General features: G+C 36.1%; 21 protein-coding genes and 1 tRNA gene. 11 read left to right on the top strand and 11 right to left on the bottom strand.

Annotation, left to right across the window (positions count from 1 at the left end):
* The first annotated feature begins 5 nt into the window (after nt 1–5).
* Entirely contained in the window at nt 6–2,051 is a 2,046-nt protein-coding gene (locus HH_RS04640; protein ID WP_011115783.1) for a 6-hydroxymethylpterin diphosphokinase MptE-like protein, read from the top strand.
* Between the two features lie 4 nt (nt 2,052–2,055).
* On the opposite strand, the gene HH_RS04635 is transcribed toward HH_RS04640, so the two are convergent.
* The gene (locus HH_RS04635) at nt 2,056–2,466 is read right to left on the bottom strand and encodes a Fur family transcriptional regulator (protein ID WP_011115782.1); all 411 of its coding nucleotides are present in this window, start codon (nt 2,464–2,466) and stop codon (nt 2,056–2,058) included.
* A 142-nt stretch (nt 2,467–2,608) separates the two neighbouring features.
* Between HH_RS04635 and ffh the strand changes: the two genes are divergently transcribed.
* The 6 genes from ffh (at nt 2,609) to rplS (ending at nt 6,138) form a co-directional block, all read left to right on the top strand.
* Complete coding sequence (ffh, locus tag HH_RS04630; protein WP_011115780.1) at nt 2,609–3,952, top strand: signal recognition particle protein; 1,344 nt, start codon at nt 2,609–2,611, stop codon at nt 3,950–3,952.
* 74 nt (nt 3,953–4,026) lie between these two features.
* Nucleotides 4,027–4,260: a 30S ribosomal protein S16 gene (gene rpsP / locus HH_RS04625; protein WP_011115779.1), complete on the top strand. Its 234-nt coding sequence runs from the start codon at nt 4,027–4,029 to the stop codon at nt 4,258–4,260.
* 15 nt (nt 4,261–4,275) lie between these two features.
* The gene (locus HH_RS04620; RefSeq protein WP_011115778.1) at nt 4,276–4,515 is read left to right on the top strand and encodes a KH domain-containing protein; all 240 of its coding nucleotides are present in this window, start codon (nt 4,276–4,278) and stop codon (nt 4,513–4,515) included.
* A gap of 8 nt (nt 4,516–4,523) precedes the next feature.
* A complete protein-coding gene (gene rimM / locus HH_RS04615) occupies nt 4,524–5,063 on the top strand; it encodes a ribosome maturation factor RimM (protein WP_041309050.1) in 540 nt (179 codons plus the stop codon).
* Nucleotides 5,064–5,065: 2 nt separating this feature from the next.
* Nucleotides 5,066–5,785, top strand: coding sequence for a tRNA (guanosine(37)-N1)-methyltransferase TrmD (gene trmD, locus HH_RS04610; protein ID WP_041309318.1), 720 nt, complete (start codon nt 5,066–5,068; stop codon nt 5,783–5,785).
* Complete coding sequence (gene rplS / locus HH_RS04605; RefSeq protein ID WP_011115775.1) at nt 5,782–6,138, top strand: 50S ribosomal protein L19; 357 nt, start codon at nt 5,782–5,784, stop codon at nt 6,136–6,138. The genes trmD and rplS overlap by 4 nt, the downstream gene beginning before the upstream one ends.
* 8 nt (nt 6,139–6,146) lie before the next feature.
* Here rplS and HH_RS04600 read toward each other — a convergent pair whose 3' ends face one another.
* Genes HH_RS04600 through HH_RS04590 form a run of 3 tightly spaced genes read right to left on the bottom strand, consistent with a single transcriptional unit; the run spans nt 6,147 to nt 10,588 of the window.
* A complete protein-coding gene (locus HH_RS04600) occupies nt 6,147–7,283 on the bottom strand; it encodes an MBL fold metallo-hydrolase (protein ID WP_011115774.1) in 1,137 nt (378 codons plus the stop codon).
* Nucleotides 7,268–7,870 (bottom strand): rhodanese-like domain-containing protein, encoded by a 603-nt coding sequence (locus tag HH_RS04595; protein WP_041309048.1) that lies wholly within the window; start codon nt 7,868–7,870, stop codon nt 7,268–7,270. The genes HH_RS04600 and HH_RS04595 overlap by 16 nt, the downstream gene beginning before the upstream one ends.
* Nucleotides 7,871–7,888: 18 nt before the next feature.
* Nucleotides 7,889–10,588: a valine--tRNA ligase gene (locus tag HH_RS04590; RefSeq protein ID WP_011115773.1), complete on the bottom strand. Its 2,700-nt coding sequence runs from the start codon at nt 10,586–10,588 to the stop codon at nt 7,889–7,891.
* A 75-nt stretch (nt 10,589–10,663) separates the two neighbouring features.
* Between HH_RS04590 and fliW the strand changes: the two genes are divergently transcribed.
* Together fliW and HH_RS04580 are read left to right on the top strand one after the other, a co-directional pair.
* A complete protein-coding gene (gene fliW / locus HH_RS04585; protein ID WP_011115772.1) occupies nt 10,664–11,083 on the top strand; it encodes a flagellar assembly protein FliW in 420 nt (139 codons plus the stop codon).
* A gap of 10 nt (nt 11,084–11,093) precedes the next feature.
* Nucleotides 11,094–13,124: an ATP-dependent helicase gene (locus HH_RS04580; protein WP_011115771.1), complete on the top strand. Its 2,031-nt coding sequence runs from the start codon at nt 11,094–11,096 to the stop codon at nt 13,122–13,124.
* On the opposite strand, the gene HH_RS04575 is transcribed toward HH_RS04580, so the two are convergent.
* The 7 genes from HH_RS04575 to murG form a co-directional block, all read right to left on the bottom strand.
* Complete coding sequence (locus HH_RS04575) at nt 13,121–14,425, bottom strand: hypothetical protein (protein ID WP_011115770.1); 1,305 nt, start codon at nt 14,423–14,425, stop codon at nt 13,121–13,123. The two genes, HH_RS04580 and HH_RS04575, sit on opposite strands and share 4 nt — an antisense overlap.
* Nucleotide 14,426: 1 nt before the next feature.
* Entirely contained in the window at nt 14,427–14,816 is a 390-nt protein-coding gene (locus HH_RS04570; protein WP_041309045.1) for a YkgJ family cysteine cluster protein, read from the bottom strand.
* Nucleotides 14,806–16,047, bottom strand: coding sequence for a hypothetical protein (locus tag HH_RS04565; protein ID WP_041309043.1), 1,242 nt, complete (start codon nt 16,045–16,047; stop codon nt 14,806–14,808). The genes HH_RS04570 and HH_RS04565 overlap by 11 nt, the downstream gene beginning before the upstream one ends.
* Entirely contained in the window at nt 16,044–16,673 is a 630-nt protein-coding gene (locus HH_RS04560) for a uracil-DNA glycosylase family protein (RefSeq protein ID WP_011115769.1), read from the bottom strand. The genes HH_RS04565 and HH_RS04560 overlap by 4 nt, the downstream gene beginning before the upstream one ends.
* Before the next feature lie 23 nt (nt 16,674–16,696).
* On the bottom strand, nt 16,697–17,455 hold the full coding sequence (locus HH_RS04555) for an exodeoxyribonuclease III (protein ID WP_011115768.1): 759 nt from the start codon (nt 17,453–17,455) through the stop codon (nt 16,697–16,699).
* Nucleotides 17,456–17,478: 23 nt separating this feature from the next.
* A tRNA-Glu gene (locus HH_RS09420) sits at nt 17,479–17,555 on the bottom strand.
* A 62-nt stretch (nt 17,556–17,617) separates the two neighbouring features.
* Entirely contained in the window at nt 17,618–18,673 is a 1,056-nt protein-coding gene (gene murG / locus HH_RS04550) for an undecaprenyldiphospho-muramoylpentapeptide beta-N-acetylglucosaminyltransferase (RefSeq protein ID WP_193328817.1), read from the bottom strand.
* Between the two features lie 140 nt (nt 18,674–18,813).
* On the opposite strand from murG, the gene gltX reads away from it, so the two are divergent.
* Both gltX and HH_RS04540 read left to right on the top strand, forming a co-directional pair.
* Nucleotides 18,814–20,208: a glutamate--tRNA ligase gene (gene gltX, locus HH_RS04545; RefSeq protein ID WP_011115766.1), complete on the top strand. Its 1,395-nt coding sequence runs from the start codon at nt 18,814–18,816 to the stop codon at nt 20,206–20,208.
* Nucleotides 20,209–20,283: 75 nt separating this feature from the next.
* Nucleotides 20,284–21,258, top strand: coding sequence for an ankyrin repeat domain-containing protein (locus tag HH_RS04540; protein WP_011115765.1), 975 nt, complete (start codon nt 20,284–20,286; stop codon nt 21,256–21,258).

Below are 21,258 nucleotides of genomic sequence, written 5' to 3'. Positions count from 1 at the left end.
TATATATGGATAACGCACATCAAACACAAATGCAGCCTACAAGTCTTCGTGCTATTTGTCAAAGTGGCGCATTACATCTTTTAGAATCTTACACTGCAAAACGATATGCACTCAATATGAATTTTTTTGCTTCAATCAACCCTAAGCTTTTTGAAGAGCTTAAATCTCCTCCTGCGCAGTATAATGTGTATTGCAATGGGGAGGATTTAAACATCATTGATGTGCATACTAAAAATTTTGTCTATCCTACGCGCAAAAAGGGCAAGAAGCTTAAACATACAATGATAGAGCAAAATTTCGCTCTATCCTCAAATCCATTGAATAATTCAGCCTATACTCTGCATACAAATCGTCTAGCCCTCCATAAACTTGACGAAGAGAAATTACCTCTCACCGCAGGGATTTGTAATCCTATGATTGATATGATGTTAAATGAGTTTGGGGGAGCAAATCGCTTTCATCTCCCCTCACATTTTTTGCCGAATATGACGCTTTTTGGGTTACTTGGTGGTATGTTTTTGCAGTTTTTGATTGAGCAGGGCTACTATTTTCATTCCTTATTGCTTTTTGAAGAGCATATAGATTTTTTTAGAATCTCACTTTATTTTGTAGATTACCCTTTGTTATTTGAGCGTGTGAGTGAGCGCTCGTGTTATGTATTTGTCAAGGATTTATTGCATAAAGAATTTGTTCAAAATTATTTTGCACAAAGAAGAATTACAAATAACTTTTTGCGCCTTGAATTATGCCTGTATGATAGTCCTAAATTACAAGCTGTGCAAGAGAGTGTCGCAGAAGCTTATGCAATAAATTCTAGGGGTTGGGGGAGCTTTGATGATGAGATGATAGGCGTAAAAAATACATTTATCAATTTGGGCACAAATAAAGCGCATCTAGCTTATCCTATTTTGCACCTACCACAGCGTGTTAATGCGCCTATATGTGTTGTAGGAAATGGACCAAGTCTTGATATGTTACTGCCTTTTATCAAAGCTAATGCGCATAATATGATTATTTTTAGCTGTGGCACCGCGCTCAAGCCGCTTAAGAATGCAGGTATTGAGCCTGATTTTCAGATTGAGATTGAGCGCATATCTTACCTTAAAGATGTTTTACAATCCGCCCCTTTAGGTAAAACTACGCTTTTATGCGGCAATATGGTGCAACCTGATGCACTCGCTCTTGCTGAAGAGGCATATATATTTATGCGCGGGGGAAGTGCGAGTGCGTATTTTGGTGGGGCAAAAAGTGTAGTTGAATTCGCCGCACCCTATGTAGGTAATGCAGGATTTGCCCTTGCTTGTTTATTAAGTGAGGAAGTGCTTATTTGCGGACTTGATTGTGGTTATATTAAAGGGTTGAGTAAGCACGCACAGGGTTCATTTTATGGAGAGGAGGAGAGCACTATTCCTCAAAATGCTTATGCTGTGCAAGGTAATGGAGAGAGCGAAGTGTATGCTGATGCACTTTTTTCACTCTCAAGTGCGATGATGAGCAAAGCCATAGGGATATTTAAGCCCAAAGTGGTAATTAATCTAGGTCAGGGAGCATACATTCGTGGTGCGCGTCCTGCTTGCACTGATGATTTTACATTACGCAATATTGATAAAAGCGCTCAAATATTAGCACTCAAAAGTTATATGTCTGCTCATAGGCAAGCTGTGCTCACGCGAGATGATTGTAGATTCTATCAAGATAGTATAATAACTTATAAAGAAGAGATTTTAAGCTTATTGCGCGAAAGTGTAGGAAGCGAAATACAAGAGAAAGTGCAAAGAAATGTTGCTCATAAAGTTGAGCTTTTTAAACGCATTGATATGCTTTATGCTTTGATTCTCAAAAAATCTGCCAAAGAACCATTTGTAGGCGTGCTTTTTGAAGGGAGCATTTCACATATTCTGCATACGATGATGTTATGTGCCCTTCATATCCCTAAAGATGATATTGCCCTCTTTTATGCGCAATGTGTAGAGATTATAGAATCTGGATTAAATAAAATGACTATGAGCTACAAAATGTTAGCTATGAGCCATAGTAACAATTCATTATAAGATGCTATGAAGCATTTTTACAATCTGGACATACTCCCATAAGCACGGCTGAAATATCAGAAATAGTATAGCCACTGCTTGCACTGCAGTTTTGCTCTAAAGCACGAGTATCAAGCTTAATATCATCTAGCCTGCCACATTTTTCACAATATACGTGTAAATGCTTATCACTACTTAACTCATATTTTTGCTTATCCTTGGGCGCTTTGATTTCACGTAAAATATTTGCTTTGCACAGCGCATTGACATTTTTATAAATTGTAGCAAGAGAAATAGAAGGGTAGATTTGTTTAATCTGCTCATAAATCTCTTCTATGCTCATATGTCCGTTATTATAGATTTGGTTAAGTGTAGCAATGCGTTGAGGAGTGATTTTTAAGTGTTTATCTCGTAGATGTTGTTCAAAGTTCATCATTTGGTATAATCCTTAAAAAAGATATAAAGTATCTTGTAATCATAAATATTTGAGGCAAATAAAAGCATAATAAAAGTGATTTTGGTATAAAATTTTCTCTTAAACAAAATTTATCTAGATTCTAAAATTTAAGGAGAGTTTTGTGTTTAATACGCTGACAAGCTCATTTAAAGGTATTATTAATAAAATTCGTTTCTCCGATGATGAAAAATCATTGCAGAGGGCGTGCGATGAATTAAAAAAGACATTATTAAAAAATGATGTGTATCATAAAGCAGTAAAGCAAATTATACAGGAAGTGCAACAGCGCACCAAAGAAGCGGGTATTGGCAAGCAAAATTTCATAAATGCGCTCCAAGATGCTCTAAGCAAGATTCTCCAATCTTCAAAAAGTTATGGCATAAGTTTTTCACCTACACCTCCAAGTGTTATCATAATGATGGGCTTACAAGGAAGCGGTAAGACCACTTCAAGTGCTAAACTTGCTCTTTATTTCAAGCAAAAGGGCAAAAAAGTGTTGCTTGTAGCGTGTGATTTACACCGCTTAGCAGCTATTGAGCAGCTCACTCAACTCGCACAAAGTATAGAAGTAGATATTTTTACTCCTTCACATTCAAGTCAGCCAAATAATGCTGTATATGTAGCAAAAGAGGCAAAGCAAAAGGCGATTGAAGCGCATTATGACATAGTTATCATTGATAGTGCTGGGCGATTAGCTATTGATGAGGTGTTGATGAGCGAACTTGAGGAAATAAAGCGTGCAGTGTCTGCGAGTGAATGTTTATATGTAGCAGATTCTCTAAGCGGACAAGATGGAATCCGTTCAGCACAGCATTTTGATGATAAAATTGGGATTGATGGCGTTATTCTTTCTAAGTTTGATAGTGATACTAAAGGAGGAATAGCCCTTTCAATTGCATATCAGATAGGCATTCCACTTAAATTTATTGGAAGTGGAGAAAAAATAGCGGATTTTGATATTTTTATTCCCGATAGAATCATCTCGCGCCTTATGGGAGCGGGAGACATTGCCTCACTTGCAGAGAAGACAGCAAATGTCATCAATCAAGAAGAGGCTAAAACTATTGCAAAAAAAATTAAAAAAGGGCAATTTGGGTTTGAAGATTTTATCGCACAAATTGAAAATGTAAAAAAGCTTGGTTCAATGAGTTCAATCGCTTCAATGATTCCGGGTCTTGGAGGTATGGCAAATGCACTTAAAGATGTGGATTTGGACAAATCAGGCGAGATTAAAAATATTCGCGCGATGGTAAATTCTATGACAAAAAAAGAACGGGAGAATCCAGATTTGCTTAATGGCTCAAGACGCAAACGAATAGCGCAAGGGAGCGGGTTGGAAGTCAGTGATATAAATCGTATTATTAAGCAGTTTGACCAAGCTGCGAAATTTGCCAAGAAACTCTCCCAAAAAGGTGGTATGCAGGAGCTTATGAGTATGATGGGAAATCTTAGGATACCAAAATAATAAAATAATGATGATTTAAGCAAAATAAACTATAATGCGGCTTTTATATAGAGTTAAATTTTCAAGGAGAGCAAATGGCAACAGTGATTAGACTTACCAAAATGGGGCGCAAGAAAAAACCTTTTTATCGTATCGTAGTAACAGATTCTCGTAAAAAACGAGATGGCGGTTGGATAGAATCGCTTGGATATTATAACCCTTTGGTTGAACCTGCGCTTGTCAAATATGATGCGCAGCGATTGGAATACTGGAAAAATGTCGGTGCAAAAATGAGTGAGAGAGTAGCGAAGCTCACCTCAAAAAAGTAAATTAAAGATCAAAATATGGTTGAAAATTTTATTAAGGAATATGCAAAAAAGATTGCAAATAAACCTGAGGCAATACAAATACAGATGCAAGATATGGAAGATAACACTTGTGAAATTATTATCCTTGCTGATGCTGAAGATGTAGGGCGATTGATTGGACGTGATGGCAAAATGGTGGGCTCTCTTAAGACTTTTATATCTGGCACCAAAGCCAAAGATGGCAAAAATTATAGAATCGCTGTGCAGGCTCATTAAACTTAACAATGAAGCAATCCTCTTTTCTTTTGGTTGCTAAAATAGGTCGTCTTGTAGGAGTGAATGGGGGATTAAAGTTGCATATTATGAGTGATTTCCCTTCAATTTTTGTGCCAAAAGCTTCTTTTCATACGAAATCTTTTGGCACACTTTGTATTCATTCTTTTAATCTTGCAAAAAATCTTGTGCAATTTGAAGGATATGTTTCGCGCGAAAGTGCCGCTAAGCTTGTTCATTGTGAGCTTTATTCTACACTTGAAGAAAGCAAGGCTATGTGTGAGTTAAAAGAGGGAGAGTTTTTGTGGGAAGAAATCATAGGTGCAGATGTATGCGATAGGTTTGAAAATGGGGAGTTAAAGCTAGGCAAAATCAAAGATATAGAGCGCATTGGCACACTTGATTATCTTCTTGTGGCGACAGATTCAGCACTTGTGAGCAAAGGTTTGAATAAGCAATTTTTTATTCCCAATGTTGAGCATTTTGTGCTTTCTCTTTCTCCAAATGGCGTTTTCACGCACAATGCTTTGGGAATTTTGGAACAGAGTTGAATATGCAATTTTCTTTTTTGACGCTTTTCCCTACACTTATAGAATCTTATTTTACAGATTCTATACTTAAAAGAGCGCTTCAAAATGGGCTTATTAGTGTAGAAGCACTCAATATTCGTGATTATGCTCTTGATAAATATCAAAAGGTTGATGAACCACCAATTAGTGGTGGTGCAGGGCAGGTTATAAGAGCTGATGTATTAGGGGCAGCATTGCAGACATTAACACATTCTCATATTATTTTTTTAAGTCCTTGTGGCAAACCCTTTCAGCAATATGACGCTTTGCGTTTAAGCCATAAAAAGCATATTACCTTTGTGTGTGGGCGATATGAGGGTTTTGATGAACGTTTGGTGGAACAATATGCCAATGAGGTAATGAGTGTGGGTAATTTTATTGTTACAGGAGGCGAGTTGCCTGCATTGATGTTGTGTGATAGTATTGCACGGCATATTCAAGGAGTGCTTGGGAATGCAGATTCTCTGCAAGGAGAGAGTTTTGAGGATTATCTTCTTGAAGCACCAAATTTTACTAAAATTTTTAATCAAAAAATAAAATTTTCTGCTACACCTTCAGAGTATTCAAAGGGAAATCATAGTAAAATCTCGGGCTTAAAAAAACGCTTGGCGATATGTAAGACAAAATATTTTAGACCAGATTTGTATCAAGCATATCGCGTATTTATTGAGCAGCAGCAATTAAATAATAAGGTTGTAAAATGAGGAATAGATATATTCAGAGTTTCCAAGAAGCACAAATTGGTAAGAAACAAGTGCCGCAATTTAAGGCAGGGGATACGCTCCGATTAGGGATTAAAATCCAAGAGGGTGATAAAACGAGAATCCAGCACTTTGAAGGCGTGTGCATTTCTATTCGTGGCAATGGTGTTGATAGGACATTTACCACAAGAAAAATGGGCGCAAATAATATAGGTGTAGAAAAGACTTTTCCGCTGTATAGTGAAAGTTTAGATAGCATAGAGGTATTACGCATAGGAAGGGTTCGCCGAGCGAAACTTTACTATCTACGTTCAAGAAGAGGCAAAGCTGCTCGTATTAAAGAGCTTCGTAAGTAAAAGCAACCCTAAAAGTTCCACCATATTTCCCTTTTAGGCGGAGTATTTAGCTCATAAACTTCACCTATTTTTGGTGCATTTATAGGTAAGGAATGTGCATCACAGAGCGCAATAAGATTTTTGAGCGGTTCATTCCACGCGTGACTTCCTGCAACAAATCGTCCATAATGGATAGGCATAATCATTTTAGCTTTTAAATCAAGGGCAGTTTGAAGAACTTGAGGTGTAAAAGAATGTGAATATTGCCACGCAAGATTGTATTGTCCATTTTCTAAAATCGCTAAATCAATACAACCAAACTTATCTCCAATCTCTTTAAAGTGTGTATAATACCCTCCATCGCCACTTAGAAAAATTCTTTTGTCTTTAATTTCCATAACATAAGAAGTCCAAAGTGTCCTATCCCATTGCATTCCTCTGCCAGAGCTATGTTGTGAAGGAGTAGAAGTGATTTTAATAGCAGGAGCAAGGCTTAAACTTTGCCACCAATAGAGTTCTGTAATTTTATCAGATTCTACACCCCAAAAGCGCAAATGAGAGCCGATACCCAACGGAACAACAAAAAGTTTGACTTTATCCTTGAGAGCTGTTATTGTAGGATAATCTAAATGGTCATAATGGTCGTGGGTAATCACAAGCACATCAATGTTATCAAAATCATCATCACTCCAAGAGACATCAGATTTAAAAGCACGATTAATCCAAGCTTTTGGCGAAGCATAATCACTAAAAACAGGGTCAATAAGAACTTTAAAATGCTCATAATTTATAAGGAGTGAGGAATGTCCAAACCATACAACGGCAGGATTTTTTGTATAGAGTGTTTTGAAATTGGTTTTAATAAAAGGCAAAGGGCGTTTGGGCTTAGCATTTTTGGGTTTAAAAAGATAGAATCTTGCAACTTCCCACCAAGACGCGCGTTTGATATGTGGCATTTGGGGATTAAGATTTGTAAAATAGCCTTTTTTTGCATTTGTATTTTTACGAGTTTTCTCCCATTCAAAATTGGGAGCTTTTGTAAAATTTTGCATTTCTGTAAATGTGGGATTGCAGCCTTTTGCAAGATTTTTTATAGAATCTTTACAATATGCGCAAAGTGTGCAGTTCTTTAATAGAGTCAAAATTTTATTTACATTTGACAACAATGTGGAACCTGTGTGCTAAGAGGCAAGTGCATATCTTTCCACGCATTTTGTCCGCCTATGAGGCGGTAAAGATGTGTATAACCTAAATGCTTTGCCCATAATAATCCTACGTGAGCACTTCCCACAGGAGAGAAGATATTTTCGCCACTATCATAAAAAAGAATTTTTGCTTCTTTATTTTCGCCTAAAAGCTTGATGAAATCTTCTTGCGTCCTCCCAAGTGCATCAGCTGTCCAGTTCCAATCACTTCCATCTTCATTAAGCGATGGGCTTAGGGCAAATTCAAAGTGTCGTGCTTCAGGGATAAGCCCAAGATTATAAATACCTCGCGGCAATGTAGCGATGATGATATATTCATCAAGATGTAAAGAAAGTTCCTTTGGCGTAATAAGCTCATATCCCGAAGTGTGGGCACGAGAAACAAGTGCTTGCGCATCTTCAGATATATGAGTTTGCGTATCTTGTGTTTTATGTTCTTTGATAGCCATAACTTCATCTATGAGTTGCGTATAATATGTTTGTTTTTGTGAAGAATCTCCACAGCCACTAAGATAAAAGCACAGCACGAGCAAGAGTATTTTTTTCATTTGTTCTCCTTTGTATTTTTAAGATTGCAATCCAAGTGCGATAAGTTCAGCGTTAATTTTATCCAATTTTTCTTGCGCATTGTGTAATGCACTTTGATTTTGTTCCATTACAGCCTTTGGGGCATTTTTTATAAAATTTTCATTTCCAAGCATAGCTTGAAGTTTGGTAATTTCTTTTTCAAGTTTTTGACGTTGATTGTGCAAACGAGTGCCAATAGCTTGTAAATCAATCTCTCCAAGTTGTATGTAGCATTCACAATATTTGCTTACATCCCCTACGCAATCTTTAGGCTTTTGCTGTGTGATACAAAGAGTTTTGACTTTAGCAAGCTTGCAAACAAACTGCTCAAGGAGTGAGTGTTCAAATGGTGCATTGAGTTTGACAAAAATACACTCAATATTTGTAGAGCCAAGCTCAAGCATTGCTTTTAATCGGCGGATAGAAGTAATGACATCTTGAATAACCTCAAAAGTCCGCTCTAGCTGCGAGTGTTGCTCATTTTTTTCCATAGCTTTGGGATAAGAGTGAATCATAATAGAATCGGAAGTTTGTATATCGCTTGCATTGAGCGTATGCCAAAGCGCATCTGTGATAAAGGGCATATAAGGGTGAAGCAGTATAAGCGCAGCTTTAAAGATTGCTCCTAGCTCATAAATAGAATCTTTACTTGCTTTTGCAAGTTCAATACCCCAATCGCAAAATTCTCCCCATAAGAAGCGATAAAGAATACTTGCCCCATCATTAAAACGATAGTTCTCAAGTGCTGCTCTTACTTCGTTTGTAGCAGTATAGAATCTTACTAACATATATTGTCCAAGTGGTGTATTTATGTGTATATGGTTAATATCGCCAAAACCTTTTTTTAAAGCCTCTTTACCGCCGAGTTGTTCCAAATACATATTAAGGAAATTTGTAGCATTATAAAGCTTATTTGTGAAATTTTTAGAAATTTCAAGAGATTGAGTAGAGAGTTTCACATCGCGCCCTTGTGCGCATAAAATTGCTAGAGTGAAGCGGAGTGTGTCTGCCCCATAAGAGGATATAATTTCCATAGGGTCAATGATATTGCCTTTGCTTTTGCTCATTTTTTGCCCATTTTCATCGCGCACAAGTGCGTGAAGATAAACATCTTTAAAAGGCAGTGAATCAAGTAAGGATTCTCCACTTAAAATCATACGTGCCACCCAAAAGAATAAAATATCAAAACCCGTAATAAGCAATGAATTAGGATAAAATTCTGCCAAATCATTTGCGTGATAAAGGGGAGGTTGAGTATTTGTATCCTCATTACCCCAGCCCAAAGTGCTAAAAGCCCATAATCCAGAACTAAACCAAGTATCAAGCACATCTTCATCTTGCTTTGTGATAGTGGATTGACATTGAGGGCAGATAGGATTATCAGATTCTGAAGCGACTTTATTGCCGCATTCACAATACCATACAGGGATTCTATGTCCCCACCAAAGCTGCCGTGAAATACACCAATCTTTGAGTTCTCTCATCCACGCATTATAATTATTAAGCCATTGTGCAGGGTAAAAATGTAATTCGCCATTATTGACACGTTGAATGGCATTATGTGCTGTTTCTTTTTTGACAAACCATTGTTTGGAGATATAAGGTTCTACAATGTTACCGCAGCGATAACATTTACCAACTTGATTTGTATAATCTTCTATTTTTTCTACAAAGCCATTTTCTTGTAATTTTTGGACAATAAGAGGGCGAGATTCTAAACGTTCTTGTCCCTGAAAGATTCCTGCATTTTTATTGAATATACCCTTTTCGTCAAAAATCGTAATAAATGGGAGATTGTGCCTTTTACCTACTTCGTAGTCATTCATATCGTGGGCAGGTGTTACTTTTACACAGCCACTTCCAAAGCTCATATCAACGTGAGAATCTGCTATAATAGGTATTTCTCTCCCCAATAATGGGAGAATCACGCTTTTACCAATGAGATGCTTATATCGTTCATCATTTGGATTGACCATTACGCCAGTATCGCCAAAAAATGTTTCCGGACGCGTGGTAGCTACGATGAGGGATTGAGCAGAATCTTTAATAGGATAGCGCAAATAATAAAGCTTGCCGTGATTTTGCTCATACTCTACCTCAATATCTGAAAGCGCACCATCATTCACGCACCAATTTACCATATAATTATCTTGCACGATAAGCCCTTGATTATACCATTGCACAAAGGCTTTTTTTACAGCTTTTTGTAATCCTTTATCCATCGTAAAACGCAAACGCGACCACGCAGGTGTGATGCCAAGATGACGCATTTGATTGAGAATCTCCCCCCCACTTTGCTCTTTCCATTCCCATACTTTAGCTATAAATGCTTCTCTTCCTAAAGATTCTTTAGTTATACCTTGTGCTAAAAGCTGTTTTAATACGACATTTTGAGTAGCAATCCCTGCGTGGTCTAAACCGGGTTGATAGAGTGTTTTAAAGCCCTCCATTCGTTTAAATCTTGTGATAATATCTTGGAGAGTAAAAGTAAGTGCGTGTCCTATGTGAAGCACTCCTGTAACATTAGGTGGGGGCATCATAATGCTAAAGCATTTTGGCGCACAACCTTGCCAGAGAGATTTATTCCCCTCAATTTCAAAATAGCCTCGTTTCTCACATATAGCATAGAATCTAGATTCTATATCTTGTGGATTATAGCCTTTTTTTTGCTCTTGCTTTTCTTGTGCTTTGGATTCCATAAAATGCCTTTTGGTATTTAATTTGCTTTAAATGTATTATAATACCAAAATGCTAAAAATAAAATGGAGGCGATTATGACTTATGAGCTAAAGATGCCAATTTTGGGTTTTGATGCGACAAAGATAGAGTTAGAAAAAATTGATGAGACTTTCAGCAAAATACGCGGTCTTGATGGAAAACAACCCTTTGAGATTACACTTATCAATCCTTTTTCATTGTGTGATTATGCCTTTACTATCCCAACAGCTGATGAGCGATTGCTTGATTTAGACGAATCAAGAGGTGATAAAGTTGAGGTATATTGTGTAGTCGTGCTTCAAAAGCCTATTGAAAATTCGGTTGTGAATCTTATGGCACCTTTTGTATTTAATCCTGCAAATGCTTGCGCACTTCAAGTTACAACCTTGCCTGTAGCTGAATATCCTCAATTTAGTAAAGTTCTGCCTTTAAAAGAGTTTTTGTCAAAAGAGATTCTAGAGACGCTCAATAGATAATTGCTCTCTTATGCCACTTTCCCAACTCAATGCCCAACAAGCAGAGGCAGCTACTGCATCAAGCGGACATAATCTTATAATTGCTTCAGCTGGCACGGGCAAAACTGCTACGATTGTAGGGCGCATAGCTTATCTTTTGAATCAAGGTTATGCACCACAAGATATTTTATTGCTTACTTTTACTAATAAAGCAAGTAGCGAAATGCTTGCACGTATAGGGAAAATTTTTGGTGAAAATTTAGCAAAAAATATTGAATCTGGCACTTTTCACGCTGTGGCTTATCGTTTTTTGCGTGAACATCAGCATATTCATCTCAAACAGCCCAAAGAGCTTCAAATGCTTTTTAAAAGTCTTTATGATAAGAGAATCTTTACAGATAATGATGTCAATCCATATTCTGCACAATATCTTTATGAGAGTTATTCACTTTTTGTTAATTCTGCTTTTAGCGGTGGATTCGGAGCGTGGATTATACAGAGAAATCCGCAACAAGAGATTTATATCCCAATTTATGAAGATGTTTTAGCAGAATTTGCAGCGCTTAAGCGCCAACATTATTATGCGGATTATAATGATTTACTTTTGCTTTATAAAGAGGCATTAAAAGCAAGGCAGAGCGTGCTTTTTAAGGAGGTGCTATGTGATGAATATCAAGATACCAACCCTTTGCAAGATTCTATTCTTGATGCGCTTAACACTCCAAGTCTCTTTTGCGTAGGGGATTATGATCAAAGTATTTATGCTTTTAATGGCGCGGATATAAGCATTATTAGTGGTTTTAGAGAGAAATATAAAGATGCGCGGGTTTTTACGCTAAGCAAAAATTATCGTTCAAGCAAACATATCTTACATCTTGCAAATAAAGTTATCCAAAATAACGAGCGCATTTATCCCAAACATTTAGAAGTAGTAAAACAAGGAGATTTTGCTCCACCTAAGCTTGTATGGTATGATGAACTTTTCTTGCAATATCAAGGGATTGCAAAGCATATTGCTTCAAGCAATTGTTCTTATGAAGATACGGCAATTATTTTTCGCAACAATTCAAGTGCTGATGGGATTGAGGCGAGTTTAAGAGAGCTAAATATACCTTCTAAACGCAAAGGAAGCATCAGTTTTTTTGATACCAAAGAAGTTCGCCTTTTGCTTGATATTTGTTCTTTAGTGCATAATCCGCGCGATATGATGGCGTATATTCATACATTGAGCTATGGCAAAGGGATAGGCGAAGTTATAGCAAAAGATATTTATGAGGCACTTTTCACGCTAGGTGAAGGTAATTGCCATAAAGGTATGTTTGAGCCAAATAGCGCAATAAAAGCGTATAAACAACGTAATAAAAATACACAATTAGGGCTTTTTGATGATTTTTTTGTCTTAGAATCCCAAGCGAGATTCAATGAGTTTATCTCGCCACAATTTGCTTCTCATCTGATTTTGCAACACCCCAAGCTTAATAAAGAAAGCGCGATATTTTTAAGTGATTTTTATGATATGCTTCATTCTATATATACATTACATAGTCCAAAGGTGCTTATTTTACGCATTATGAATGCAAAGTTTTTTCAAGGAATTATGCACATTCTTGCGCACACACGCGCAAAAAACAAAGATGGCAGTATTGATGATACGCGTTTAGAAAATGCTTTAGAATCTATTAAGCGCAAACTCTCTCTTTTGTATGATTTATCAAAAAACTATGACGATTTAAGTAAATTTTTAAATGCAATGATTCTAGGTTCAAGCGAGGCAACTGAAGGAAGCGGGGTGCATTTATTGAGTGTGCACGCTGCAAAAGGGTTAGAATTTCAAAATGTATATGTAGTGGATTTAATGGATGGACGATTTCCTAACCGAAAACTTATGAGCAAAGGTGGCAGTTTGGAAGAGGAACGACGGCTTTTTTATGTGGCAATCACACGCGCAAAAGAGAATCTCGTGCTTTCTTTTGCGAAAAAAGATGCGATAAAAAATATAGATTATACTCCCTCTATATTTCTTTATGAGGGCGAATTGCTCCATAAAAATAGTGTGATTTAGCGTATGTTGCAGCTTTCAATAAGTTTTTTATGCTCTTGAAGCTCTTGTTCTTTTTTTATTTCATCTTGGGGGATAAGTTTAAAAGTTTCAATTGCATTGTTGCAATCTTTAAGTTTATAATATCCCCACGCTAGAGAATCCAAATATGCAGGGTTACGAGGGGAAATCTCAAGTGCTTTTTTGATATGCCCCACACCTTTTTTTACATCAATTTCATAATCAATCATTAAATATCCCAAAAAATTTAAAAAAAAGCCTATATCGCTATTTTGTGAATTTTGCAATGAAGCATCAACACGATTATTTTTGGGCGTATCTTTATTGGGAGTTTGCATTAATGTGAGAGCTTTTTGGAGATTCTCTGCTATATTTTTTATTTGTTTTACATCTTGCTTGTTTGTTAAAGATTCAAACATATAAATTTGTTCTAATGCAAGAAAATAGGGATTATGATTCTCTTGATAGAGAATTTTTGCTTGTTTAGAGGCATTAAGATAATCTTTTTGTGCGATATAGAGCTCTAAGAGAATCTGTGGTTTAAAGGGGAATTGCTTAGCAATTTGTGAGGCTTGCTTAAATTTTTTTGAGTGCGCATAAATAAGGATAAGGTTTTGTGCGTTTTCAATAGTAGGATTTTTTTCAAAAGCGGTTTTGAAAATTTGCTCAATTTTTGCGCTTTGAGAAAAACGCCCATAAATTTCAATACTAAATTTACAAAAATTACCTGCACAGCCATATTGTTCAATATGAGAATCTAATGCTTTAAGTGCTTCATTATTGTGTCCTTGTGTAAGATGCACAGCAACTATTTTTTGCAAAACATCTTGTGATTTAGTGCGCTCATACGCGCGATTAAGAGCTATAAGAGATTTTTTAAAATCACCTTTTGAAGCGTAGAGTGAGCCTAAAATATCATCTAAAATAGGAGAATCTTCGCTTTTGGCGATGATTTTGACTTCTTCAAGGGCGTGCTCGCTTAATCCTAATTTGAGATAGCAATCTAAAAATACTTTATGAATTACTAAATCTTTTGCACCACCTTGTGCAACGTATTCATTGGCAAAATCAAGCGTAGCAGAGGGATTATCAAGCATTGAGGAAAGCAAAATGGCTTCTTTAAAGTATTCAAGTTTGCGTGTTTCTTCATAAAGCACAAGATACATATCACGCGCTTTGGCAAATTCGTTTTGGGTTTCAAGTTCAATAGCTTCAAAAAGATAACTATCTTCATCAAATGCTCCATAGCTTAGTGTTGCAAGACCAAAGCATAATGTAAATAAAACAGCAAAAAGATATTTCATTTTATTCCTTTTTTGTGCGTATGCCTTGACATTCGTGCATAAGCATAGCAAGAGCATTTTCATCAAGAGATTTATGTGCTTCCCAAAAAGGAAAATCACGGCATTGTTTAGGACGATGTTTATAAATATTGCATTCTTTGGTATATGTGTTAAAAAATATACACGATAATGCGCCATTATCAGCTTTTTCAATAAATGAGAATCGATATCCTACTTTGCGCACATATGAACGCGTAAAAGATTCAAAATCAAGATTTAATGATGAGGCAATATCTAGCATTTCATCAATACTTACAAATACATAACCACTCTCGCCCGTGCAGCACTTCCCTCCGCAACTCTTGCAAGCGTGTGATTCAAATGTAAAGGGATAGTCTTTATTAATATTCATAGAAATTTTTTGTATCACTCTTAAAGATTTTATTCACATATTCCACTTGCGCATCTTTCACATTTTCTTTAAAAAAACGATTGCTTTGGATAATTTGTGGAGCTATGAGTTGCTCTACTCCTATGGCAGTAGAATAATTTACCCAATCATAGCGCAAATCTCCACCCAATAGTGAAGCATACTCTACAAGTCGTTGATTTTGATTGTTAATAACATTTGCAATAAATAGATTCTTGCGCTCACTTTTTTGTATAAGCAAGAGTAGTGAAGGATTGAAGTTAATTTGTGTAGAGAGAAGCTTATCTGGTTTTTGTTTAGAGAGTGCAAGCTGTGAAGCTATAAGTCCTGTTTTGACTACGGGAGTGTTAAAAAATACAGCATTTCCTCCAATAAATTGCTTATAGGTGCCAAGTTTTTGGGTAATAGTCGTGGCTGATTTAGCATCTATGACCTCCTCAAAAATAACACGTCCGCTTTTATCTTTCAATATTGCTCCTAAATTGCGCCCAATGAAGCTACTATCATTGTAAGCAACAATAGATTTTCCTCCTGCAAGAGAGAGGAGAAGTTCAATTTGCGCTTCATAATCAATTCCTCCAAAAATAAGATTCTTATCAAGAGAGTTAGCTTTAACTTGTTTTTTATTGATAGTGGGGAGGTAGGTTGGTAGTGTTATATTGAGCTTGACAAATTCTTGTGTGCCATTTGCTGTAAGGATAGCGATGACAAAATCATAATCTTCTTGAGCAATTTTAGCGTAAGTGTTGCGTAGGTTTGTTGCGCTCTCATCGCCTGTATCAAAAATCTCAAATACAAAATCATTGCCTCGTGCCATAAGATAGGCTAAAATTGTATCAATACTACTTGCCGAATAGCGTCCAATGATTTTTTTAGGCATTAAAAGAGCAAGTTTTATTTTGGCATTGCCTTGTAATGTGGGAGGGAGCATTTGATTAAATATGCCCAAATCACTTAATGCTTCAGAGAGTTTTGAACGCAATTCGGTATTATTTGTTTGTGGGTCAAAAAAAGCGATAAATGAAAAAAATTGCCCTTTAGCAAAAAAATCAAACAAACACGAATTGCTGCATTTGCCTGTATCAACATTAATGATTTCTTGCTGTGGTAATGGAAGAGGGGAGATGATGTAGCTTTTGGCGAAAGCATTTAAGGTAAATAATGTAAAAAAACACATAAGTGAGATTAATTTAAAACGAAAAGTTTGTATCATAGCTGTCCTTTTGCAATTAAAAAGTCATTATGTGCTTCTTTTTTTAGAGATGGATTACGCACAAGCTCATTGAGCGAATGAGTAATTAAAAACTTTTTGTTATTGTGCCATAAAATTCTACTATGTTCTAAACGTTGCCCCAAAATATGCTCAGCAACCTGATTGCCAAGCAAAATACATACTTTTGGTGTAATTTTTTGTAGTTGTGTGAGGCAAAATCCCATACAGGAGAGTATATTGCTTTTATCAAGGTAAGGATTATGTGCATCACATTTTACAAGCGATAAAAGCGATATATGACCCATTTGGAGCCTGAATACATTATGAATGATATTCTGAATCATAAGCGCACTTTTATTTTGGATAAATACTCCTTTTTCATCAACTAAAGGGATTTCGGTTATAAAACAAAGCTGACTTTGGGGATTTAAAATGCCAAAAGAGGGTTCTTTGCAGTGCTTAATGCGATTGCATAATGAGCAGTTTTTAATAATAGATTCTAAATTATTTTCTAAAGCAGCTTGTGGTTGCGAAGGATGATGAAATGTATTTGTGTATTGCTCACCACAAGATACGCGTTTGTAGAGCTGCTTAAGCTGAAGAAGCTTGAGAATGTGCGTTTTCATTATGTATCCCTCCCCTCATCTTTTTATAATTGTTTAAGTTCTAAGCCTACAGGGCAATGGTCGCTACCAAAAATATGCGGATAAATATTTGCGTCTTTAAGAGAAGGAGTGAGAGATTGTGAGCAAAGAAAATAATCAATTCGCCACCCTGTATTGTTTTCGCGTGCTTTGCCCATATAACTCCACCAACTATAAGCCCCTGTGAGTGTGGGATAAAAGTAACGGAAAGTATCAATAAATCCAGCGTCTAAAAGCGCACTCATTTTATTTCGCTCTTCATCTGTGAATCCTGCGTTGCGGCGGTTTGTTTTTGGGTTTTTTAAGTCAATTTCTTGGTGAGCTACATTGAGGTCACCACAAATAATAACGGATTTATGATTTTCAAGGTTTTTAACAAATGCCCTGAAGTCATCTTCCCATTTCATACGATAATCTAGCCGTTCTAGCTCACGTTTAGAATTGGGTGTATAGACATTGACAAGATAAAAATGTGGATATTCTGCTGTAATAATGCGTCCTTCTTTATCGTGATATGTTATTCCCATATCGTAGGCGACATTGATAGGTTGAGTTTTACTTAAGATTACCACGCCAGAATACCCCTTTTTTTCTGCACTATTCCAATATTCTTTATAATTTTCAAAGTGAAATTGAGCTTGTTCTTTGCACATTTTAGATTCTTGAATACAAAAAATATCAGCATTGACTTCATTAAAAAAATCCATAAAGCCTTTATTCATACAGGCGCGCAACCCATTAACATTCCACGAGATAAGTTTCAAAATCTATCCTTAAACAAAACTAATGGCGACCCTTGAAAGATTTGAACTTCCGTTTTCACCGAGAAAGGGTGATATCCTTGGCCAGCTAGATGAAAGGGTCGGTAAAAGTATAGCAAACTTTATTAAAGCAAGTTATTTAAAGGGTAAAATATAAGCTTGCTTTTAATGAGACATCAAAGATGTAATATGCTCTAAAATCTCTTTTGCTCCATTAGGTTGTATTTTGCTCATTAGCAAATGAGATTTTTCACTTAATGAGTCTTCTTGTTTTTGTAAAGATTCTATAAATGTAAAAACTCGTAGCATATCAAGTTGCGATTCTCTAAGAAGTAATCCCAATCCTTGTTTGGTAAAATGCAAAGCATTATAGTATTGATGATCTTTTGCTGCATATGGGTAGGGGACAAATATCCCAATAAGTCCATTTGCACTCATTTCCCATAGACTTGAAGCACCTGAACGCGCAATGCACAAATCTGCCTTTTGCAAACGCAATACAATTTCTTTATCAAAGGCAAAAACATCAACCTTATCCAATATGCCAATATGCTCATAAGCTTTTTTGATACGTTCAAAGTCTCTTTCTCCACATTGATGAGCGATAGTAATCCCTCTTTTTAATAATTCTGGCACAATTTGTAAAGCAAAGTCATTGATTCCTTTTGCACCTTGAGATCCACCCAAAAAGAGGAGGTGGTGTAGCTTTTCACGCACTCGTGAATGGGTAAAAAATTCATCACGCACAGGATATGAAGTGTGAATAAAGTTTTTGCTTTTGCCCTCAAAGCTACCAAATATAGCTTTTGCGAAGGGAGTGAGAATCTCATTGAGTTTGCCTTTAATGGCATTTTGTTCGTGGATAAAAAGGGGTGTATTACTTAAAATTGCACCTATGCTCGCTCCTCCTGCACTAAAGCCTCCGACACTAATAACATATTCAATCTTGTGTTTTTTAAGGATATTTCGCGCTTCCCACGCTGCTTTAAGTTGTTTAAAAATAGCTTTGATTTTACCCAAACCCTTTTTATTCACCACTCCTGTTGAATCTAAGAAATAACAATGCGTAAAAAGTGAGCTTCCTTCAAACCACGTTTTATCTTGTCCTATCTGTGAGCCAATATAAATTGATTGTTGATTGTTTTTTTGGGCTTCTTGTGCAAGTGCTTTGGCAATAGCTAAGTGTCCACCTGTTCCTCCTCCTGTAATTGCAAACATTATTTTTCCTTTGTGCGAGATTCTGATTTTAAGGCAAATATGCCATTGTCATTATCTTTTGCATTGTAATAAAAAATATCAAATATGGCATTAAGTTAAGTTGGTATACAATCCCAAACATTTTTTATTTTCAAGGGTTTGTGATGGATAAGATTGTTACACGTTTTGCACCTTCACCCACAGGATATTTGCATATTGGTGGCTTACGCACAGCATTGTTTAATTACCTCTATGCACGAGCAAATGGAGGAAAGTTTTTGCTTCGCATTGAAGATACAGATTTAGCACGCAACTCTATGGAAGCAACAAAAGCGATTATAGAATCATTTGAGTGGGCGGGGTTAGATTATGATGGCGAAGTAGTGTATCAAAGTCAACGTTTTGATTTGTATAAAACATATATCCAACAGCTTTTAGAGAGTAAAAAAGCGTATTATTGTTATATGAGTAAAGAAGAGTTAGACGCATTAAGAAAGGAACAAGAAAAAAATAAACAAACACCGCGTTATGATAATCGCTATCGTGATTTTACAGGCATACCTCCGCAAGGAATCCAACCTGTGGTGCGCATAAAAGCTCCACTTGAAGGTAATATAGAATTTGAAGATGGTATCAAGGGACAAATAAGTATCAATGCCAAAGAAATTGATGATTTTATTATTGCGCGCAGTGATGGCACACCTACTTATAATTTTGTTGTGGCAGTAGATGATGCTCTTATGGGCATTACAGATGTGATACGTGGTGATGATCATTTGAGCAATACACCAAAGCAAATTATTATTTATAATGCGCTTGGGTTTGCTCTACCTAGATTTTTTCACGTGCCAATGATTCTTAATTCTCAAGGAAAGAAGCTAAGCAAACGAGATGGAGCAATGGGTGTAATGGATTACGCTAAAATGGGTTATTTGCCAGAGGCAATTTTAAACTTTCTTGTTCGGCTTGGTTGGAGTTATGGTGATAAAGAAATTTTTTCACTTGAAGAGATGCTTGAGCTTTTCAATCCAAATGAACTTAATAGCTCGCCTAGCGCGTATAATGAAGATAAATTACTTTGGCTTAATCAACATTATATTAAATATATGGACAATACTCTCCTTGAGCAGCTTTTAGGACATTTTGGGGTAACAAAGTTATCAGAATCTAAGCGTGAGATTCTCTATCCTGCACTTAAGGATAGAAGTAATACATTAGTGAGTTTTGCACAAGGCTTTAATGAAGTAATGAATGCACCTTGTAGCTATGATGAAAAAATGCGCATAAAACTTGATGCAAATGCGACACAATGGCTTAATGAGTTATGTAAAAATCTCAATATGGCTTCGTGGGAGGATAATCCAAATATTATTGAATCTTATTTGCATCAGTTTGCTTTGGAGCATCAGATAAAAATAGGCAAACTTATGCCGACATTGCGTTGCGCTTTGCTAGGTAAAAGCGGTGGTATTGGTGTATGCGAAGCTCTTGCTGTGCTTGGTATAGAAGAAAGTATGCGGAGAATTTACACATTTATAGGGTATCAAAATAATATTTGACACATTCATATAAAAGTTAGATAATACTCTTTTGTAGTTTTAAAGCCTTATAGATTATATGATAAAAGATAAGTTATGGAGTTAAATATTATGCTTAAAAGATATATTCTTATGAGCGTCTGTATTTGTAATTTTGTTTTTGGAGGGTGGTTTTCTAAGCAGTGGAACATAGATAATCCACCGAGCCTTGAAGAAAGTCTCAAATCTTTACTTCAAGTAAATTGTCAAAAAGTAGATATTCTTAAAGGTATTACGCCAAATTCCTATTATAAAAATAAAGATGCAATTTCACAATGTATAAAAGAACAAAAATTTCTTAAAGCAATTATTAATGATGATGTGAGCACTTATAAAAAAATGCTTGATGCCAATGAGTGGAGCAGGTATTTTTTATTTTATACAACTTATTCTCCTCGACTTGAAATTACGCCTCTTATGGTATCCATTGTATTTAATTCTCCTAAAGTGTTTAGAGCTATTCTTGCAGATTCTGGACATATAGATATTCTCTCACAAAAAATATCTCCGCGCTTTAATATTGATAGAATGATGTCTGATGATTATGCTTTTTCGGGAGCATTTAAGCTGGGAAATAGAATCTATGATGTTAATGGTGTAAGCGCACTTGATTTAAGCGCAATGTATCATCGCTATGATATGTTTTGGGAGCTACTTGCCCAAGGTGCAACTTATAATAATCCTAAATATCCACAAACTAATGGTATAGTTACTTTTGGAGATGCCAATATTTTAGAGCTTATGTTGTATTTTGATGAGGAGTTTCTTAATGACTTTGGTGGTGGTAATATATTGCATTTTGTTACACGTGATGGAAATTTGGAGCTTTTAGAATACCTCATTACACAAAAAGATATGCCCATTGACGCTTTAAAAGCTGGGGAAACACCGCTTGATGCTGCACTAAGTGGTAAAAACTTTCAGCGTAAGCCTCAAATCCAAGCCGCTCAAAAACTTATTGAGCTAGGAGCAAAAGTGAGCGAGGCAAATCAACATCGCTTGAATAAACTTTTACAAAAAAAGCAAGAATAG

Source organism: Helicobacter hepaticus ATCC 51449 (assembly GCF_000007905.1).
Taxonomy (GTDB): Bacteria; Campylobacterota; Campylobacteria; order Campylobacterales; family Helicobacteraceae; genus Helicobacter_C; species Helicobacter_C hepaticus.
This window is presented reverse-complemented; position numbering and strand designations above follow the sequence as displayed.

What these genes read in the sequence shown, in the direction of transcription:
- HH_RS04640 (WP_011115783.1), top strand. Translation starts at nt 6, where the DNA reads ATGGATAACGCACATCAAACACAAATGCAGCCTACAAGTCTTCGTGCT.
- HH_RS04565 (WP_041309043.1), bottom strand. Translation starts at nt 16,047, where the DNA reads ATGATACAAACTTTTCGTTTTAAATTAATCTCACTTATGTGTTTTTTT.
- HH_RS04595 (WP_041309048.1), bottom strand. Translation starts at nt 7,870, where the DNA reads ATGAAAAAAATACTCTTGCTCGTGCTGTGCTTTTATCTTAGTGGCTGT.
- HH_RS04635 (WP_011115782.1), bottom strand. Translation starts at nt 2,466, where the DNA reads ATGATGAACTTTGAACAACATCTACGAGATAAACACTTAAAAATCACT.
- HH_RS04590 (WP_011115773.1), bottom strand. Translation starts at nt 10,588, where the DNA reads ATGGAATCCAAAGCACAAGAAAAGCAAGAGCAAAAAAAAGGCTATAAT.
- HH_RS04560 (WP_011115769.1), bottom strand. Translation starts at nt 16,673, where the DNA reads ATGAAAACGCACATTCTCAAGCTTCTTCAGCTTAAGCAGCTCTACAAA.
- trmD (WP_041309318.1), top strand. Translation starts at nt 5,066, where the DNA reads ATGCAATTTTCTTTTTTGACGCTTTTCCCTACACTTATAGAATCTTAT.
- rimM (WP_041309050.1), top strand. Translation starts at nt 4,524, where the DNA reads ATGAAGCAATCCTCTTTTCTTTTGGTTGCTAAAATAGGTCGTCTTGTA.
- HH_RS04575 (WP_011115770.1), bottom strand. Translation starts at nt 14,425, where the DNA reads ATGAAATATCTTTTTGCTGTTTTATTTACATTATGCTTTGGTCTTGCA.
- HH_RS04570 (WP_041309045.1), bottom strand. Translation starts at nt 14,816, where the DNA reads ATGAATATTAATAAAGACTATCCCTTTACATTTGAATCACACGCTTGC.
- rpsP (WP_011115779.1), top strand. Translation starts at nt 4,027, where the DNA reads ATGGCAACAGTGATTAGACTTACCAAAATGGGGCGCAAGAAAAAACCT.
- rplS (WP_011115775.1), top strand. Translation starts at nt 5,782, where the DNA reads ATGAGGAATAGATATATTCAGAGTTTCCAAGAAGCACAAATTGGTAAG.
- fliW (WP_011115772.1), top strand. Translation starts at nt 10,664, where the DNA reads ATGACTTATGAGCTAAAGATGCCAATTTTGGGTTTTGATGCGACAAAG.
- HH_RS04620 (WP_011115778.1), top strand. Translation starts at nt 4,276, where the DNA reads ATGGTTGAAAATTTTATTAAGGAATATGCAAAAAAGATTGCAAATAAA.
- HH_RS04540 (WP_011115765.1), top strand. Translation starts at nt 20,284, where the DNA reads ATGGAGTTAAATATTATGCTTAAAAGATATATTCTTATGAGCGTCTGT.
- HH_RS04580 (WP_011115771.1), top strand. Translation starts at nt 11,094, where the DNA reads ATGCCACTTTCCCAACTCAATGCCCAACAAGCAGAGGCAGCTACTGCA.
- gltX (WP_011115766.1), top strand. Translation starts at nt 18,814, where the DNA reads ATGGATAAGATTGTTACACGTTTTGCACCTTCACCCACAGGATATTTG.